Origin of the sequence: Pseudorhodobacter sp. W20_MBD10_FR17, assembly GCF_052119765.1 — a bacterium.
Classification (GTDB): domain Bacteria; phylum Pseudomonadota; class Alphaproteobacteria; order Rhodobacterales; family Rhodobacteraceae; genus Pseudorhodobacter.
Map to the genome: position 1 here is coordinate 1 of NZ_JBGQOQ010000024.1, position 16,772 is coordinate 16,772.

At 56.4% G+C, this 16,772-nt stretch carries 15 protein-coding genes and 1 pseudogene; 10 read left to right on the forward strand and 6 right to left on the reverse strand.

The genetic code is table 11. From position 1 onward, the window contains the following. From ACEN2J_RS15055 to ACEN2J_RS15070, 4 genes and pseudogenes are all read right to left on the reverse strand, one after another. Positions 1-598, reverse strand: a pseudogene (locus tag ACEN2J_RS15055) (hypothetical protein); the annotation flags it as partial. 163 nt (positions 599-761) lie between these two features. Next, positions 762-1,250 carry a 30S ribosomal protein S9 gene (gene rpsI, locus ACEN2J_RS15060; RefSeq protein WP_442106930.1) on the reverse strand — a complete coding sequence of 163 codons (489 nt, stop codon included), beginning with the start codon at positions 1,248-1,250 and terminating at the stop codon, positions 762-764. 2 nt (positions 1,251-1,252) lie between these two features. Next, the gene (gene rplM, locus ACEN2J_RS15065; protein WP_442106931.1) at positions 1,253-1,717 is read right to left on the reverse strand and encodes a 50S ribosomal protein L13; all 465 of its coding nucleotides are present in this window, start codon (positions 1,715-1,717) and stop codon (positions 1,253-1,255) included. A 149-nt stretch (positions 1,718-1,866) separates the two neighbouring features. Next, positions 1,867-2,664, reverse strand: a complete 798-nt coding sequence (locus tag ACEN2J_RS15070) for an SseB family protein (RefSeq protein ID WP_442106932.1) — start codon at positions 2,662-2,664, stop codon at positions 1,867-1,869. A gap of 175 nt (positions 2,665-2,839) precedes the next feature. Here ACEN2J_RS15070 and ACEN2J_RS15075 point away from each other — a divergent pair, with 175 nt between their 5' ends. The 4 genes from ACEN2J_RS15075 to ACEN2J_RS15090 all read left to right on the forward strand — a co-directional run bounded on the left by ACEN2J_RS15075 (position 2,840) and on the right by ACEN2J_RS15090 (position 6,959). Continuing rightward, positions 2,840-4,087, forward strand: a complete 1,248-nt coding sequence (locus ACEN2J_RS15075) for a Na+/H+ antiporter NhaA (RefSeq protein WP_442106933.1) — start codon at positions 2,840-2,842, stop codon at positions 4,085-4,087. A gap of 155 nt (positions 4,088-4,242) precedes the next feature. After that, entirely contained in the window at positions 4,243-4,902 is a 660-nt protein-coding gene (locus tag ACEN2J_RS15080) for an ABC transporter ATP-binding protein (RefSeq protein WP_442106934.1), read from the forward strand. Further along, the gene (locus ACEN2J_RS15085; protein WP_442106935.1) at positions 4,886-6,553 is read left to right on the forward strand and encodes a capsule biosynthesis protein; all 1,668 of its coding nucleotides are present in this window, start codon (positions 4,886-4,888) and stop codon (positions 6,551-6,553) included. The genes ACEN2J_RS15080 and ACEN2J_RS15085 overlap by 17 nt, the downstream gene beginning before the upstream one ends. Before the next feature lie 190 nt (positions 6,554-6,743). Further along, positions 6,744-6,959, forward strand: a complete 216-nt coding sequence (locus ACEN2J_RS15090) for a hypothetical protein (protein ID WP_442106936.1) — start codon at positions 6,744-6,746, stop codon at positions 6,957-6,959. Positions 6,960-7,072: 113 nt separating this feature from the next. Here ACEN2J_RS15090 and ACEN2J_RS15095 read toward each other — a convergent pair whose 3' ends face one another. Next, the gene (locus tag ACEN2J_RS15095; RefSeq protein ID WP_442106937.1) at positions 7,073-7,525 is read right to left on the reverse strand and encodes a DNA polymerase III subunit chi; all 453 of its coding nucleotides are present in this window, start codon (positions 7,523-7,525) and stop codon (positions 7,073-7,075) included. Positions 7,526-7,529: 4 nt separating this feature from the next. After that, positions 7,530-9,002, reverse strand: coding sequence for a leucyl aminopeptidase (locus tag ACEN2J_RS15100; RefSeq protein WP_442106938.1), 1,473 nt, complete (start codon positions 9,000-9,002; stop codon positions 7,530-7,532). A 225-nt stretch (positions 9,003-9,227) separates the two neighbouring features. On the opposite strand from ACEN2J_RS15100, the gene lptF reads away from it, so the two are divergent. The 6 genes from lptF to rsmA are packed head-to-tail and all read left to right on the forward strand — an operon-like array spanning position 9,228 to position 16,709. Continuing rightward, positions 9,228-10,373 carry an LPS export ABC transporter permease LptF gene (gene lptF / locus ACEN2J_RS15105; protein ID WP_442106939.1) on the forward strand — a complete coding sequence of 382 codons (1,146 nt, stop codon included), beginning with the start codon at positions 9,228-9,230 and terminating at the stop codon, positions 10,371-10,373. Then, positions 10,370-11,464, forward strand: coding sequence for an LPS export ABC transporter permease LptG (gene lptG / locus ACEN2J_RS15110; protein WP_442106940.1), 1,095 nt, complete (start codon positions 10,370-10,372; stop codon positions 11,462-11,464). The genes lptF and lptG overlap by 4 nt, the downstream gene beginning before the upstream one ends. Beyond that, positions 11,464-13,599, forward strand: a complete 2,136-nt coding sequence (locus tag ACEN2J_RS15115; protein WP_442106941.1) for an LPS-assembly protein LptD — start codon at positions 11,464-11,466, stop codon at positions 13,597-13,599. Before lptG ends, ACEN2J_RS15115 begins: the two co-directional genes overlap by 1 nt. 9 nt (positions 13,600-13,608) lie before the next feature. Beyond that, entirely contained in the window at positions 13,609-14,889 is a 1,281-nt protein-coding gene (locus ACEN2J_RS15120; RefSeq protein WP_442106942.1) for a peptidylprolyl isomerase, read from the forward strand. Between the two features lie 3 nt (positions 14,890-14,892). After that, positions 14,893-15,873 (forward strand): 4-hydroxythreonine-4-phosphate dehydrogenase PdxA, encoded by a 981-nt coding sequence (gene pdxA, locus ACEN2J_RS15125; protein ID WP_442106943.1) that lies wholly within the window; start codon positions 14,893-14,895, stop codon positions 15,871-15,873. Beyond that, positions 15,873-16,709: a 16S rRNA (adenine(1518)-N(6)/adenine(1519)-N(6))-dimethyltransferase RsmA gene (gene rsmA, locus ACEN2J_RS15130; protein WP_442106944.1), complete on the forward strand. Its 837-nt coding sequence runs from the start codon at positions 15,873-15,875 to the stop codon at positions 16,707-16,709. Before pdxA ends, rsmA begins: the two co-directional genes overlap by 1 nt. Positions 16,710-16,772: the final 63 nt, after the last annotated feature.

Below are 16,772 nucleotides of genomic sequence, written 5' to 3' on the forward strand. Positions count from 1 at the left end.
CGGAATTGAAGCCACAACCCCAGACCAGATCGCCGCATGACCGACAAGCCTCAAACACCAGATTTGACAATAACTCCGTTTTCGCGCGACGCCGTTTTGGATTGTAGCTTTGCAGCTTCGCAGCCTTTTCAGTGCTCCAATAGCCCTTACGCCAATCCCAATACCCTGCAGCGAACTGTGAAGTTATGTCGTTCAACGACATTGAACTTTTGTCGGCGTTCGAAAAGTAGTCTTTGAAATAACGGTTGAAATACATTTTGTGCCAACGTGCACGCGCTTCTTGCCATGTGCCGTTGCGCAAGTTGCGCTCATACCAATCGTTCCAGTGCTTCTCAAACGTGTACTCATCGAAGCTGTGCCCAAGCCGCGCAGCTTGTTGCAGCCTTAGCAGCTCACTTTTCGCAAACTCGTATGCATCCTCGTACATCGTCAACTTTGTGCTGCGTGTAACATAGCCTTTGCGTCCACCAATTTTCAGCCGCATATACCAAGTTTGCTGACGGTGAGATTTTGAGTTGGGTACAGCGACAGCGAGGTTGCGTTGAAACAGCACAAGTGCGCCGCCGTAGTGTTCCCGCTTGTTCTGGTAAAATGCCAAATCAAATCCGCTTCAAACATGCCTTAAACGCTATCGATATGCTAATTTCGCTAAACCAATACGTCAATGATATCAGTGCGCTGCTACAAAGCTGCTATGCATGAAAAAAGGGCTCGCAAAATGCGAACCCTTTGTTTTTGTTGGGTAATATACTCGTTCGTAGTTAGCGCTTGGAGAACTGGAAGCTCTTACGCGCTTTGGCTTTGCCGTATTTCTTACGTTCAACAACGCGGCTATCGCGGGTCAAGAAGCCAGCAGCTTTCAGGGCTGCGCGCAAGGTTGGATCGTAAAGCTGCAACGCTTTGGAAACACCGTGCTTAACCGCGCCAGCTTGGCCCGAAAGACCACCACCAGCAACAGTTGCCATCACGTCGAACTGGCCTTCAACGCCAGCAACAGTGAATGGCTGACGCAGAATCATCTGCAACACAGGGCGTGCAAAATACTCAGGCATAGTTTTACCGTTCACGGTTACTTTACCTGTGCCTGGCTTAATCCAGACGCGGGCAACCGCATCTTTACGTTTGCCAGTTGCATAGGCACGGCCCAGCTTGTCGCGCATTGGTTCACGAACAACAGCGGCTTGTACAGCAGCGGCAGGCGTATCAGCCACAGCTGCCTTCAGATCGTCGAGGGATTTGATATCAGACATGATCAAGCGCTCCGCGTGTTCTTGGGGTTCATCGCTGCCACGTCAAGAACGGTTGGCGATTGTGCTTCATGCGGATGCTCAGCGCCTGCATAAACGCGCAGGTTGGTCATCTGTTGTGCGCCCAACGAGTTGCGGGTGATCATACGCTCTACAGCTTTGACCACAACGCGCTCTGGGTGCGCACCGTCCAACACTTGGGCAGCCGTGCGGAACTTGATCCCGCCTGGGTGGCCAGTGTGCCAGTAGTAACGCTTGTCTGCGCGCTTGTTGCCGGTCATTTGAACTTTGTCAGCGTTGATAACGATAACATTGTCGCCCATGTCCATGTGCGGTGTGAAGGTAGGCTTGTTTTTGCCGCGCAGGATACTTGCTACGATTGTAGCCAAACGGCCCAGAACGATACCTTCGGCATCGATCAAGATCCATTTCTTTGTAATATCCGCAGGCGTTGCGGTAAAGGTTTTCATGTTACACCCTTTAAAGTGTTGTGGGGATTAGCCCCAGTATCTCGGATGACGCTGTATCTTTGAATGCGGGCGCGCCGTCAAGCCACCAGCAACAGTATTTATCAATCAAAAACAACGACTTATGAAATAGGTATAGTAATACCCCACACTTAGCGCAGTTTTGGCGGCACCAATGGGTCCATTCCCGGTGCGGCGGGCGTATGTGGCACCGTGGCCGCTGGCTGTGGCAAGTCAAACCGCAGCGCCACACGGGCCATCCGCTCCACTACGGGCAGCTCTGGCGCAAGGAAGGTGACGTCCATCTCGCCTGCCTCAATCCCTGAAAAGGTCAGCGCCTCGCTTGCTGCCCGCGTGAGCGCGGTTTCGGCTCCCGGAGCCGCCCCGATGAAGGCGAGCATATGGCCCATGCGCCCGCCCTCATAGCGTACGGCCACCAGCATCGCCGCCTGCGCAAGCCCGCCTGCCCGCGCCAGCTTGGCATCAAGCGCTTGCATCAGACTGTCAGGCAGACCGCGCGGCGCGTCAAAACCGATAGGCCGCGCCGACACATCTTGCGGTTTATTTTCAAGCGTCTGCGCCAGCCAAACCAAGGCCTCGGGCGGAACCAGAAACTCGCCTTCGCCGGTGCCAAGGTTGATGCCAAGCGCCACGCCCTGCCCCGCCAACTGTGCGGCAATCACACGGCCAGGCAGCTCGGCATAGGGCACGGGCGTGTCGGTGGTCGCCGCCAGCCGCTCTTCGGTCGAATAGGCCAACACGACCTGCGTGTCGTCAATATCCACCATAACCGGCTGCACCGAACCGGCCTCGGCCTCTTGTTCCAGCATCAAATACAGCATTCCATCTGCCAACCGTGCGTAATAGCGCATGCGGGCTGCGTCATCTTCGGGTTGTGCCATCATCGCGGCAAAGGCTGCATCTAACCCGTGGCCTGCATTATCAGCCATATCATTCCCCTTTTCACCCAGTTTACAGGTGCATTAAGCGCGCAGCCCTTGCACGACAAGGTGCAAGCACAGCACAATTGCAGCATTTCGCGATAAGTTTGATTGCGGCGGCTCGGTGACAGGACTAAACAGGGGTTCGCTTACTCTCACCTGTTTTCACAAGGCTACAGCCACCGTGACCCCTGCCTCCCCCCATTTGAAAAACTATGCCAAAGCCCTGCTGGCGGGCGCAGCTATTGCGACTCTTGTCGTCAATATTGCCCCGGGCACCTATTATGATGCGATTGAGTGGCACCCGTTCGACAGCGCCCCACTGTACCGGCTGCGGCTGTTTTATCCCGGCTTTAACGTGGCGACCTTTGTCTCGTCGCTGTTGTTGCCGATTTTTGTGCTGCTGATTGGCAAAGAGATCTGGGAAGCCTTTGTTTTGGAACATGGCGGCTTGCGCGGCAAGCTGGCATTTGCCCCGTTGGCGATGGTTCTAAGTGGCATGGCTGCCTCGGCAATTGTCTGGCAAATTCTGACCGCGTTTTTAGAAACCGCCGAAGAGGCGGTGGATGCGACGGGCTGGGTGATGCCCTTTGGCAGCGATATGGTGCTGGCGTTTTTCTTTGGCCGGTTGATTTTTGGCAAAGGCCATGCCGCGCTGCAAGTGCTGCTGTTTATGTGCATTCTGGATGGGCTGTTAGGGCTGATAGCCAGCGGCTTTGCAGCACCTGCAAACAATAACATGCGGGTTTTGTGGCTGATCCTGCCAGTGGTAGCGGCCAGTTATGGGTACTTTAAACTGACACGCCCACAACTTAGCCTAACCATATCCGAACGCCAGCGCCAAAGCGCAGGCAAGCTTTGGCCGTGGCTGGTCATCGGCTTTTTCTGCTGGGTCGGGGTATCGGCCTCGGGCCTGCCACCGACGCTTGCCTTTTTGCCTTTGCTGCCAGCGATGATGCACGGCACCCATAGCTTTGGCCTGTTTGCCGAGGCGGAAGGATATTTGACCGACCCACTAAACCGCCTGTCCCACTTTTTCATGGGGCCGGTTACACTCATCCTATTCTTGTTTGGCCTGACGCATGGCGCATTGGACCTTGGCGCATTTGGCCCGACAACATGGATCATGCTGGGCGCCTTGTGGCTTGGAAAACCTTTGGGGGTTCTGGTCGCCGCCGGTGTGTTGAAGGCTATAGGCAAGCCCTTGCCAAACCGCCTGAATTTTAAGGAAATCAGCTATATTGCTGGCCTGATGGCGATTGGGTTTACCCTGCCTTTGGTGGCCTTGGAAACCGCATTGCCGGGGGGCGCCATGCAAGAGGCCGCGCGACTGGGCCTTGGCCTTAGCTTGCTCATCGGGCCTGCACTGGTACTGCTTGCACGCGTGCAGCCCCCACGGACGCCACGCGGGGCAAAGCCACCGCGCCAATAGCCTTGCCGAATTCAGGGCCTATAGACATAATGCTGCCAGAATGTCGGGCTATCAGTGCTTTGGCAAAAGTTTGGGCTGCGGCTTAGACTTTTGTAACACCAAGCCTGTATCTTGGAATAAACCGAGAACAAGAGGCGGCGACCGGAAGCAGAGCAATGATCGCGTTTGAAAATGTGAGTAAGTCTTTTTGGACAGGCAAGACCCGCAAGATCATTCTTGATCAGGCCTCGTTTACGGTGGAAAAAGGCAACTCGCTCGGTATTCTTGCGCCCAATGGCGCTGGCAAAACCACGATCATCAACATGATGGCTGGCTTAGAGAAACCGGATGAGGGCAAGATCATACGCACCTCGCGCATTTCTTTCCCGCTTGGGTTTATGGGCGGGGTGATGAACAAACACACCGGCACCGAAAACGCCCGCTATATCGCACGGCTTTACAGCATTGACCCCGACTATATGGAAAGCTTTTGCCGCTGGTTGGCGGGTATCAAAGAGTATTTCGATATGCCTGTGGGCACCTACTCCTCCGGTATGCGTTCGCGGTTTTCTTTCGCGCTCATGCTCGCGCTGGAGTTCGACTTTTATCTGATCGACGAAGGTATGCCGTCGACTGGCGATGTCGAGTTCAACGCCAAAGCTGGTGCTATTCTGCGCCAACGGCTGGAAAGTGCCACCATCATCGTTGTGTCGCATCAGGCCGCGACGTTAGAAAAATTCTGCCGCTCGGCGGCTGTGCTGCGTAATGGTAAGCTCTATATGTTCGAAACACTCGAAGAAGCAAAACGGTTGTATGATTATGAAGCTCACAGCTAAACGATTCCGCATCCGTCGCCCGGAATTCCCGCCTGTTCCAGTGGCCCCTCCCGCCCCAGTACAGGGCGATTCAGGGTTGTTTGACAACCATGATGATGGTTTTGATTCGGGTCAGTTTCCAACCGCAAACCCCGCCAATATCGCAGGTCCAACAACCGCCAAGACGACTGGTCCAACAGAGGGTGCACCCGAAATCGCGATGGAGGCGATCAAGCACGAAGGCCTGACAGGTCGTCAGCTACGCATGGCCCGCAAACTGGCGCAAAAATACGGTTTGCCTGCAACATCCGACTTTGACGCCGTCCGCCTACTGCGTGCGGCGGGCGTTGATCCGTTTCAGCGCACCTCGATGCTGGATTTGGTGACTGCTGGTGGCAAACCCATTCAAACCGAAGACTCGCGCGCCTTGGCTAAACGGCCCGATGGCGATGGCGTCAAACTGCCCCAGACGATAAAGCCCGTCCAAGTGCCTTCGACGCAGGTGCGCGCCGAGGTGAACCATGTCGCCGACATCATGAAAATCCAGAAGGATCTGGCGCGGCGCAGGCGGCGTAAATCGGCGCTGTTGATGATCCGGCTTGCCTTTTTCGTGGTGTTGCCGACGATTGTCACGGGCTGGTATTACTACGCCGTGGCCACGCCGCTTTACGCCACCGAAACCGAATTCGTGATCCAACAATCGCAAAACCCAACGGGGGCTGCGGGCGGGTTGGGCGGCTTGCTGCAAGGCTCGCCTATGGCCACATCGCAAGACAGCATTGCGGTGCAAGGCTATTTGCAGTCACGCGATGCGATGATCCGCCTGGATGAGGAACACGGATTTCGCGCTCATTATAGCAACCCCGATATTGACCCCATTCAACGCCTCGAGCCAAACGCCAGTTTGGAAGCGGCCTATAAGGTGTATGAACGCAACTTCCAAATCTCATATGACCCGACCGAGGGTCTGGTAAAGATGGAAGTTATTGCGACAACGCCGGAAAAATCCGTCGAGTTTGCCCAAGCCTTGATTGGCTTTGCCGAAGGTCAGGTTGATCACCTGACCCAACGCTTGCGCGAAGACCAGATGCGCGGCGCCCGCGAAGGCTATGAGAATGCCGAGGCCAAAATGCTGGTGGCACAGCGCCGTGTGGTTGAGTTGCAAGAAAGGTTTAAAGTTTTGTCCTCCGAGGTGGAAGTCACTTTGATCACCGCGCAGATCAGCCAGTTGGAAACCCTTCTGTCGCAAGACAAGTTGTCGCTTCAGCAAATGAAATCCAACGCCCAGCCGAATGCCGCGCGGATGGACCCCCTCGAACGCCGGATCGCAGCCCTCGAATCCGAGATTGCCGATTTACGTGGCAAATTGACCGAGGGCTCGGAAGGTGGCGAATCCTTGCCGCAAGTTCAAAGTGAGCTGCTGGTCGCGCAGGCCGATGTGCAAACGCGGCAACTGATGTTGGCGCAGTCGATCCAGTCGATGGAAACCTCACGGGCCGAAGCCAATCGCCAAACCCGCTATCTGTCACTGTCAGTGAAACCGATCCCGCCGGATGAGCCAACCTACCCGCGTGCTTTTGAAAGCACCTTGGTTGCGATGCTAATTTTTGCAGGCATCTATTTGATGATCTCAATGACAGCCGCCATTTTGCGCGAACAAATCTCGGCCTGACACGCCTTATTTTGTGGTCTGAAGCAGAGCAAAACCCAGCGCGGTTTTGCTCTGCTTCCTTTTGGTGCCTGTGCTGCGAGCTATGCGCTTGCTGCAATGCAGCAATTCGACATCGTCGGTTTAATCCATAACAATCAGGCGCTAAGTATGAGGCAGGGAAGAAATTATGAGCGGAACAAGGAGTTTCCCAATGGCCTATATCGCAACTGCAAAATCAGAATTTTCGTTTGCAACAACGATCGCACGCCCTTTCCGTGCTGTATGGAATTTCTTGCTGTTGGTCGCCGAAGCGCACCCACGGATGCAATCGGTCAACAAGCTGAACGCACTGTCTGACGCCGAGCTTGAAGCACGCGGCACAACCCGCAGCGACGAAGTCCGCCGTATTTTTGTTGGTTACGTCTAAGAGACGCCCACGTTCAAATTCGGCATATTTGTTTGCCTATTGGGGGCAGAAAGCCCCCATTTTGGCCGCATACCAAGCAAATTCTCTAAAAATCCAGGTGAAATCAGGCCGGTTCAACCCGCCTTCTTTTCCCAACGGCCCGATGCTTCGGACCAGTATTGCGCCGCAAGGCCTGCGCCGGTTACCGCCTTCCATTGAACGCGCGCCGCAGCGACTGCCGCCTCATCTTGCCCATCAAATAGCACAAAGACACGCTCAAGGCTGGCGGCCTCCACAGGGTCGATACTTGCGCCCTCGATGGTCATCAGCGCCTGCGCACCGTTTGCAATTTGGCCCTGCCCCAGCAAGATCGGCTGCGCGGCGTCATGCGGGCTGCCCTCCATCCCATGCGGGAAAAAGTCATCATCTGCGCCTTGCCACAAAAAACGGTCCAACGCCCTTAGGCGGCTCACATCGACCCCACGCAGCATCACGCGCCAACCCGCCTTTTGCGACCGCGCCAACAAGGTTCGCGCGGTCTCTTCAAGGCTAGACGTGGTCAGATGATAAAACATCACCACGCCCATCGGATCAGCCCTCAAACTTATCGCGGATCAACCGGTCAAGCGCCATGACGCCCCAGCCGGTCGCACCCTTTGGTGCCAACGTGGTATCGGATTTAACCAGCGCCGTGCCGGCAATATCCAAATGGCACCACGGCATGCCATCTTTGACAAACCGCTTCAGGAATTGCGCCGCCGTGATCGCACCGCCATCGCGCCCGCCCACGTTCATCATATCGGCAATCCGTGATTTCAGCTTGGCGTCATAGACATCGCCCATCGGCATCCGCCAAGCGCCCTCGCCCTCGGCTTTGCAGGCCTTCAGGAACGCATTGCACAGATCATCGTCATTGCTAAAAACCCCTGTGTTTTCATGGCCCAAGGCGACAATAATCGCGCCTGTCAGCGTGGCAAGGTTTATCATGCCAATCGGGTTAAACCGTTCCTGCACATACCACATGATATCGGCCAGCACCAAACGCCCTTCGGCATCGGTGTTGATCACCTCAATCGTGTCGCCTTTCATCGATTTGACCACATCGCCGGGGCGTTGCGCGCGACCGTCCGGCATGTTTTCGACCAAGCCGACGATACCCACTACATTGGCCTTGGCGCGGCGCAGCGCCAGCGTGCGCATCACGCCCGACACCACACCCGCGCCGCCCATATCCATGGTCATATCTTCCATCCCGCCCGCAGGCTTGATGGAAATGCCGCCGGTATCAAAGACCACGCCTTTGCCAACCAGCGCAAAAGGTGCCTCATCGCCACCGCCGTTCCACTGCATGACGACAACCTTGGACGGGCTTTCCGACCCCATGCCAACACCCAGCAACGCGCCCATGCCCAGCTTGGTCAGTTCTTCTTCGTCCAAAATCTCGACGTCCAGACCCAGCTCTTGCATCGCGGCAAGCCGTGCTGCGAAATCATACGTCGTCAGCACATTGGCAGGCTCGTTCACCAGATCACGGGTGAAAAACACGCCTTCGGCAACCGCAGCCTTGGGCTTGGCAGCCAGTGCAACCGCCTCGGGGTCTTTGACCATCAGGCTGACAGGCCCGCGTGCGGTGGGTGTTGTCGTTTTATGCGGCTCAAAATCATAGGCGCGCATGGCGATCCCAAAGGAAACCTCGGCCGCGCGTTGAATGGTCCCAGCAAGCACCAATGCCCCCGATTGGCCCACAGATTTGCCAATCACAGCCCCGGCTTTGCGGGCGGTTTCCACATCGGCACGCGGCCCGGCCTTAACAACTTGCAACGCTTCGGCTTTCAGCCCCGCGGGCCATGCCAAATCGGCGGCCTCGCCCATTTTTACCTTTTCCCAAGCGTCCGACGCCAAAAAGCGGTTCAGCGCGCCTTTGGTCATACGGTTCAACCGGCGCGCGGCGGGGCTGCGGGCAGCCAGTTCATCAGGCGCCGCCAAAAGCGCGATGCGGCCTACAAAAGCATCAAGCGCGTCGAGATCGGTTTCAAGAAACTTGATCGGCAAAGGATGTGTCATGTCAATTATTCCGCTGTTTGGGTCGTCACCTTGCGGGCAGCCTCATCGCATGGCCCGCGTTTGCCAAAGCCTAGCCCTTGGCTATCGGGTTTACCAGACCCGACCTTATGCAACAGTTCTGGCCGTTTTTTGCCGATCGGGGCCTGAAACCCATCGATATATCAGTTTTAACCCTTGGGAAAATCCGTTACGGTTGCACAAGATTTTAGGTAAGGGAAAACGCGCGTGTCCAGATTCGACAGATACCTACTGTCACAATTTCTTGCGCTTTTTGGGTTTTTCTCCCTAATTCTTGTGTTGATCTACTGGGTAAACCGCGCTGTTGGCCTGTTTGACCAGATCATCGGCGACGGCCAATCCGCCTTGGTTTTCCTTGAAATCTCCTTTTTGACGTTGCCAAATGTGATCCGTGTGGTGTTGCCTGTTTCGGCCTTTGCCGCGGCCGTTTACACCACCAATCGGCTTACCCAAGATGGAGAGTTGGTCGTGATGCAAGCGACCGGGTTCTCGGCGTTTCGCTTGGCCCGCCCTGTCGCCTATTTCGGTCTTTCGGTCACTGTGATGCTGGTGTTGCTTTACAATGTGATTGTGCCTGCCAGTCGAACGGTTTTAACGGCACGAACCGCCGAAATCAGTGCAAACCTTACGGCGAAATTGCTGGTAGAGGGCACCTTTATGCACCCGACAGATGGCATCACATTCTACATTCGTGAAATAAGCGACAGCGGCGAACTGCATGATGTCTTTTTCGTGGATAGCAGGGATCGCACAATCCAGACAACCTATACGGCGCGCCGTGCCTTGTTGGTTCGCGGCGATATCGAGCCTAAATTGATCATGTTTGACGGCCTAAGCCAATCGCATGACACGGTCAAAAAACGCCTCTCGGTGACGCATTTCTCGGATTTCACCTATGATCTGGGCGGGCTGCTGGTGGCCTCTGACACGCCCGCACGCTCGCTGGATGAGCTGTCGACGGCAGAGCTTTTGTCCCCCTCGCCTGCGATTTTGCAAGAGGTCGGCAAAACGAAATCGACCCTTTTGATCGAAGGCCACGCACGCATTGGCCAGCCCTTTTTGGCGCTGGCGACCGCGCTTATCGGTTTTGCGGCCCTGCTTTTGGGGGCGTTCAGCCGCTTTGGCCTGTGGCGTCAGATCGTGGGTGCCGTGATTTTGCTGATTGTCGTGCAAATGATAAACAACGCTGGCTTCTCGGCCTCTAGCGGCGCAGAAAACGGTTGGATTTTTGTCTATATCGCACCTGTCACGGGTATTGCGGCCTCAGTTGTGATGCTTTGGGTCGCGCAACGCCCGCGCCGCCGCCATGCCGCAGGCCCCGGACCAAATAGCAGCGAAGGGGCCGCCGCATGACCCTAAGCCTCTATTTCATTTACCGTTTTGTCAAAGTTGTCGCGCAAGTTTTTGCCATCTTTTTCGGCATTTTAATGCTGACAGATATGGTTGAACAGTTGCGGCGCCTTTCGGGTCAGGCCGTTTCGCTTGCCGATGTTGCAACCTTGGCGCTGCTAAATGTGCCCGCGACACTGTACCTTATTTTGCCGCTTATTTTCATTTTAGCGGCGATTGCCTTGTTCTTGGCTTTGGCCAAAAGCAGTGAGCTGGTTGTGGTGCGTGCGGCAGGCCGATCTGGCCTGCGGTTTTTGCTGGCGCCTGTGGCGGCTGCGTTTGTGATAGGCGCGTTTGCGGTGGCAGTGCTAAATCCTTTGGTTGCCGCAACGTCAAAACAATACGAGCAATTTTCTTCGCATTTAACGCGTGGCGCCGAAAGTGTGCTGTCGATCAGCGATAGAGGCATTTGGTTGCGGCAAGGCGGGGCTGATGGCCAGGTTGTCATTCAGGCCGTCCGTGCCGATCTTGATGGCACCCGCCTGTTTGGCGTTAGCTTTCTGATTTTTGACAACCAAGTCATGCCGACCCAACGCATCGAGGCCGAAGAGGCCGAGTTGGTATCGGGGGCTTGGCAGCTGACGAATGCCAAATACTGGGATCTAACTGCGACTAACCCAGAGGTTACGTCGCAGGTGAAACCCACGGCGATGATCGCATCCGACCTGACGCGTGACCGCATCCGTGATAGCTTTGGCACGCCGTCTGCTGTTCCGATTTGGTCACTCCCAAGATATATCAAAAATCTCGAACTGGCTGGCTTTTCTGCGCGGTCCTACCGTGTGTGGTTGCAGATGGAGATAGCGCTGCCTTTGCTTTTGTCGGCAATGGTGCTTGTGGCGGCGGGCTTCACCATGCGTCATGCGCGGTTTGGTCAGACGGGCCAGCGGGTCTTGTTGGCATTAACGGGTGGGTTTGCTATCTTTTTCTTGCGCAACTTCGCACAGGTGCTTGGGGATAGCGGGCAAATCCCTGTATACCTTGCGGCGTGGACCCCCCCTGTCGCCGCGATTTTACTGGCGCTTGGGTTATTATTGCACTTGGAGGACGGTTGATGCGTCTGATTTTACGGCTCACCTGTCTGTTGGTTTTGTTCGCGGCACCGCTGCGCGCGCAGGATTTGGCATCGCTTGTCGCCGACAGTGTGGCGATTGCGGGCAATGATACGCTTGTCGCCCAAGGCAATGTAGAAATTTTTCAAAACGGCAAGCGGCTGAAGGCTTCAAAGATCACCTATGATCGTGGCGCGGATCGCTTGTTGATTGTCGGCCCCATTGTACTGACCGATGACAGCGGGACCATTGTGCTTGCCGATCAGGCCGAGCTTTCATCCGATTTCTCCGATGGCATTTTGCAAAGTGCGCGGCTGGTGCTGGACCAGCAGTTGCAGCTTGCATCGTCTGAGATGATGCGGATCGGCGGGCGCTATACCAGCCTGTCAAATACCGTGGTGTCGTCATGCCAAGTCTGCGCCAGCCATCCCACGCCTTTGTGGGAAATTCGCGCAAAACGTGTCATCCATGATGAGCTAGAGCGTCAGATTTACTTTGAAAATGCAACGTTCCGCGTGGCAGGTGTGCCGGTATTTTGGGTGCCCCGCCTGCGTATTCCCGACCCGACCTTAAAGCGCCAGACAGGGTTTCTGGCGCCCTCGTTCCGCACTACGAGCGACCTTGGCTTTGGCACAAAGATTCCCTATTTTATCCGGATCGGCGATAGCAAGGATTTAACGGTAACCCCTTATCTTTCCAGCAATGATGCCCAATCGGTTGAACTGCGCTATCGTCAGGCCTTTGACAGTGGCAAGGTCGAGACAACCGGCGCAGTGTCGCGCGATCAGCTGTATCCAGACGAAACCCGCTTTTATCTGGTGACCAAGGGCCAATTTGACCTGCCGCGTGATTTCACCTTATCCTTTTCCGGTACTATGGTGTCTGACAATGATTATCTGTCAGACTACGGCATCTCATCCGAGGACCGTCTGGACAGCCGTGTTGAAGTTCTGCGCACACGGCGCAACGAATACATCTCGGGCAGGCTTATCAACTACCGCTCTCTGCGCGATGACGATGTGAATAGCACCTTGCCCTCTATTGTCACCGATGTAACCTATCAACGCCGCTTTTCGCCCGGAACAATTGGCGGCGAGGGCGGGTTTCGGTTGCAGAGCCACAGCCATTACCGCAGCTCAGATATTTCGTCCGACAGTGATAGCGATGGCATCAGCGATGGTCGTGATGTCACGCGACTTTCGGTTGCTGCGGATTGGCGGCGCAACTGGATCTTGCCGGGCGGCGTTTTGGGAACGGCCTTGACCGAAATCAATGGCGATTTTTACAGCATCAACCAAGATGACACCTATGAAGGCGACTACACGCGCGCAGCCGTAGGCGCAGGAGTGGAGCTGCGCTGGCCATGGGTCTACGCGGCGCAAAACGGCGCCAGCCATGTGATCGAACCGATTGTCCAGCTTGTCTGGGCCAAACAAAACGATACCGATATTCCGAATGAAGACAGTACTTTGGTCGAATTTGACGAAGGCAGCCTTTTTTCGATCAACCGCTATCCGGGGGCGGATGATATTGAAGTTGGCCCCTATGCCAATGTCGGCATCGGCTACACGCGCTATGACCCCAAAGGGTGGTCCTTGGGGGTAGTTGTTGGCCGCGTATACCGCAGCAGCAATGACGAAGACTTTAGTGATGCCTCGGGCCTGTCCGGCATAAACTCCGACTGGTTGGCCGCAGTGCGTCTTTCGCTTGCAGGCGGCGTCTCATTGACCAATCGGGTGGTTTTCGACAATAATTTCAAACTGACCAAAGGCGAAAGCCGCGTGGCACTGACCCGTGATAGCTATAGCCTGTCATCCTCCTACGTAAAGCTTTTGGCCGATGAGAGCGAAGACCGCGATGATGATGTGTCGGAACTGACCTTCGCTGGCAGCTATCAGGTAACCCCGAACTGGGGCGCGAAACTGAGCTCGCGTTATGATTTTGTCGCAGACCGTGCATCCTCTTCGGGGCTAAGCCTTGCCTACAGCAGCGAATGCCTGAAAGTGGCGATGGACCTGTCGCACGGCTATAGTTCCTCAAGCAGCACCAGCGCCTCTACCAGTTTTGGCCTGTCATTTGACCTGTTGGGCTTTGGCAATAAGGGCAAAAGCGGTGCTGCTGCCGCATGTAGCGGTTAAGGTGTTGCCATGACCCCGACCATCAGAGTACCACAGTTAGACCAGATCACCGCCGAAAGGCTGAACGATCCTTGCCAAGAGAAGAAATCGATGATCCGCCCTCTAAGCTTTGCCCTCGCCCTTAGCACCCTTTTGGTTGGTGCTGCCCCCCTTCAGGCCCAAAACCTGTTTGCGCCGCGTATGTATGTGAACGACAGCGCCATCACAGAGTTTGAGGTCCAGCAACGGCTGCAAATGCTAAAGCTGTTCCGCACGCCCGGCGATTTGGAAGAGGCCGCCATCAAGGCCTTGGTCGAGGACCGACTGCGCATGACGGCCGCCAAGGCCATGAAACTGACCGTGACGCCAGAGCAGATCAAAGCCGGGATGGAAGAGTTTGCGGGCCGTGCCAATATGACGGCGGATCAGTTTGTTGCCGCCTTGGCACAAGAAGGTGTTGCCGCTGAAACCTTCCGCGATTTTGTCGAGGCAGGGCTGCTTTGGCGCCAAGTGGCGCAGCAGAAATATATTGGCAAAGTAACTGTATCGGATGCCGAGATTGATCGCGCGATTGCTATGGGCAATAGTTCCGCCGCGCTGCGCATTCTGATCTCGGAGTTGGTAATCCCTGCCCCAGCCGGCCAAGAAGAGGCGGTGATGGCACGCGCCGCGCAGCTGCGCTCTCAGATCCGTTCGGAAGCAGATTTTGCCGCAGCCGCGCGCAAGTATTCAGCCTCGCAGACTGCGGGCAGAGGCGGGCGAATTGATTGGATGCCGCTTGCGAACCTGCCTGCAGCGCTTGCGCCGGTGGTCCTTGGGCTTGCCCCGGGTGAGGTGTCGCAGCCTGTGGCCTTGGGCGGTGCCGTTGGTCTGTTCCAGCTGCGCGGGTTAGAGAAAATGCAAGACCAAGGCCTGACATCAATCAGCGTTGATTATGCGCAATACACCCTGCCCGCCGCCACTGGTGTGGCCGAGGCGGCTGCAATCCGTGCCAAGGTTGATACTTGCGATGACCTTTACACCATTGCCAAAGGCCAGCCTGCCGACCGTTTGATCCGCGAAACAAAAGCCGCCACTGCATTGCCAACCAATGTGGGCCGTGCCTTGGCCGCGCTTGATCCGGGTGAAAGCGTTGATTTTCCAAGTGGTGCCGCGCATGTGTTCTTGATGCTATGTTCGCGCACACCCGAGCAAGAGGTGCAGCCCACCCGCGATGAGGTTCGTGAGCGGGTGTTGAACCAAAAGTTCGGGGCCATGGCGCAAACCTATTTGGAAGAGATGCGCTTTAACGCCATCATTCGCAAACCCTAAACGATGGCACCGGCACGCAAGCCTATCGCCCTAACCTGCGGCGAGCCTGCGGGTATTGGCCCCGAAATAGCTGTCTCGGCGCGCAAAACCTTGGGTGCCGAGCTGCCGTTTTTCTGGATCGGCGACCCGCGACATTTGCCCAGCGGTACGGCGTTTCACATGATTGATCACCCCTCGCAGGTGGTTTGTGGTGCGGATAGCCTTGCCGTGCTGCCGCATCCTTTTGCCAGCCCTGCCACGCCGGGCACTGCAAAACCCGAACATGCCGCCGACGTGATCGCCGTGATTGCCCGCGCTGTAGGCTTGGTTCAGGCAGGCGATGCCTCGGCGATTTGTACCGCGCCCATCCACAAAAAAGCGCTAAAGGATGGCGCGGGTTTTGCCTTTCCCGGTCATACCGAATACCTCGCCTCTTTGGGCGGCGTTGACCGTGTGGTGATGATGCTAGCCTGCCCGCAGCTGCGGGTCGTGCCTGTGACCATTCATATCGCCATCTCAGACGTGCCCGCCGCGCTGACCGCCGAAGCGTTGGAAGAGACCCTGCGCATCACCCATCGCGGGTTGATGCAGGATTTTGGCCTAACCAATCCGCGTATTGCCGTGGCGGGGTTGAACCCCCACGCAGGCGAAGGTGGCGCGATGGGACATGAGGAACTGACGCTGATTTCGCCGGTTCTGGACCGATTGCGCGCCGAGGGTATGCAGATCGCAGGCCCTTTGCCCGCCGACACGATGTTCCACGCCAGCGCCCGCGCGGGCTATGACGTGGCGGTGTGCATGTACCATGACCAAGCCTTGATTCCGATCAAAACCATTGATTTTGCGGGGGGTGTGAACCTGACGCTGGGCCTGCCGTTTATCCGCACGTCGCCCGATCACGGCACTGCCTTTGACATTGCTGGCCGTGGCATCGCCGACCCGACCAGCCTGATCGCAGCCCTGCGTATGGCACATGACATGGCGACCGCCCGAGGGGTAAACTAATGGCTGCAATCGACGGGCTGCCAAGCCTTGCCCAAGTCATCCGCATGCATGATCTGGTGGCGAAAAAGCAGTTGGGCCAGAATTTCTTGCTGGACCTGAACCTGACCTCCAGAATTGCGCGCTCGGCGGGTGATCTGACGCAATGTGACGTGCTGGAAATTGGCCCCGGCCCCGGTGGCCTGACGCGCGGGCTGTTGGCCGAAGGCGCGCGCCGTGTGCTGGCGATTGAAAAAGACGCGCGCTGCATGCCTGCGCTGGATGAGATTGCCGCCGTCTATCCTGGTCGGCTAGAGGTGTTGAACGCCGATGCTTTAACCGTTGATATCTCGGCACATCTAACGCCGCCAGTGCGGGTGGTGGCGAACCTGCCTTATAACATCGGCACCGAACTGCTGGTGCGCTGGCTGTCGCCCGACGCATGGCCACCGTTTTGGACCAGCCTAACCCTGATGTTCCAAAAAGAGGTGGCACAGCGGATCGTTGCCAAACCGGGAGATAAGGCCTACGGGCGGCTGGCCTTGCTGGCGCAATGGCGCACCGAGCCCAAAATTGTGCTGACCCTGCCGCCCGAGGCGTTCAGCCCTGCGCCCAAGGTTCATTCTGCCGTGGTGCATTTGACACGGCTGGAACAGCCGCGCTTTCCGGCCAATGGCCCGATGTTGTCACGCCTAACCGCGATGGGGTTTAACCAGCGCCGCAAGATGCTGCGCTCTAGCCTCAAGGCGATGGGGCCGGATATTGAGGCACGGCTAGAGGCGGTTGGTATTGCGCCCACCGCGCGTGCCGAAGAAATCTCACTAGAAAAATTCTGCGCGTTATCGCGCGGGTTTGACTAGGTTCACCTGTTCCTCCTTTTTCGAATACAAAAAGCCGAGGCAATGCCCCGGCTTTTTGTATTT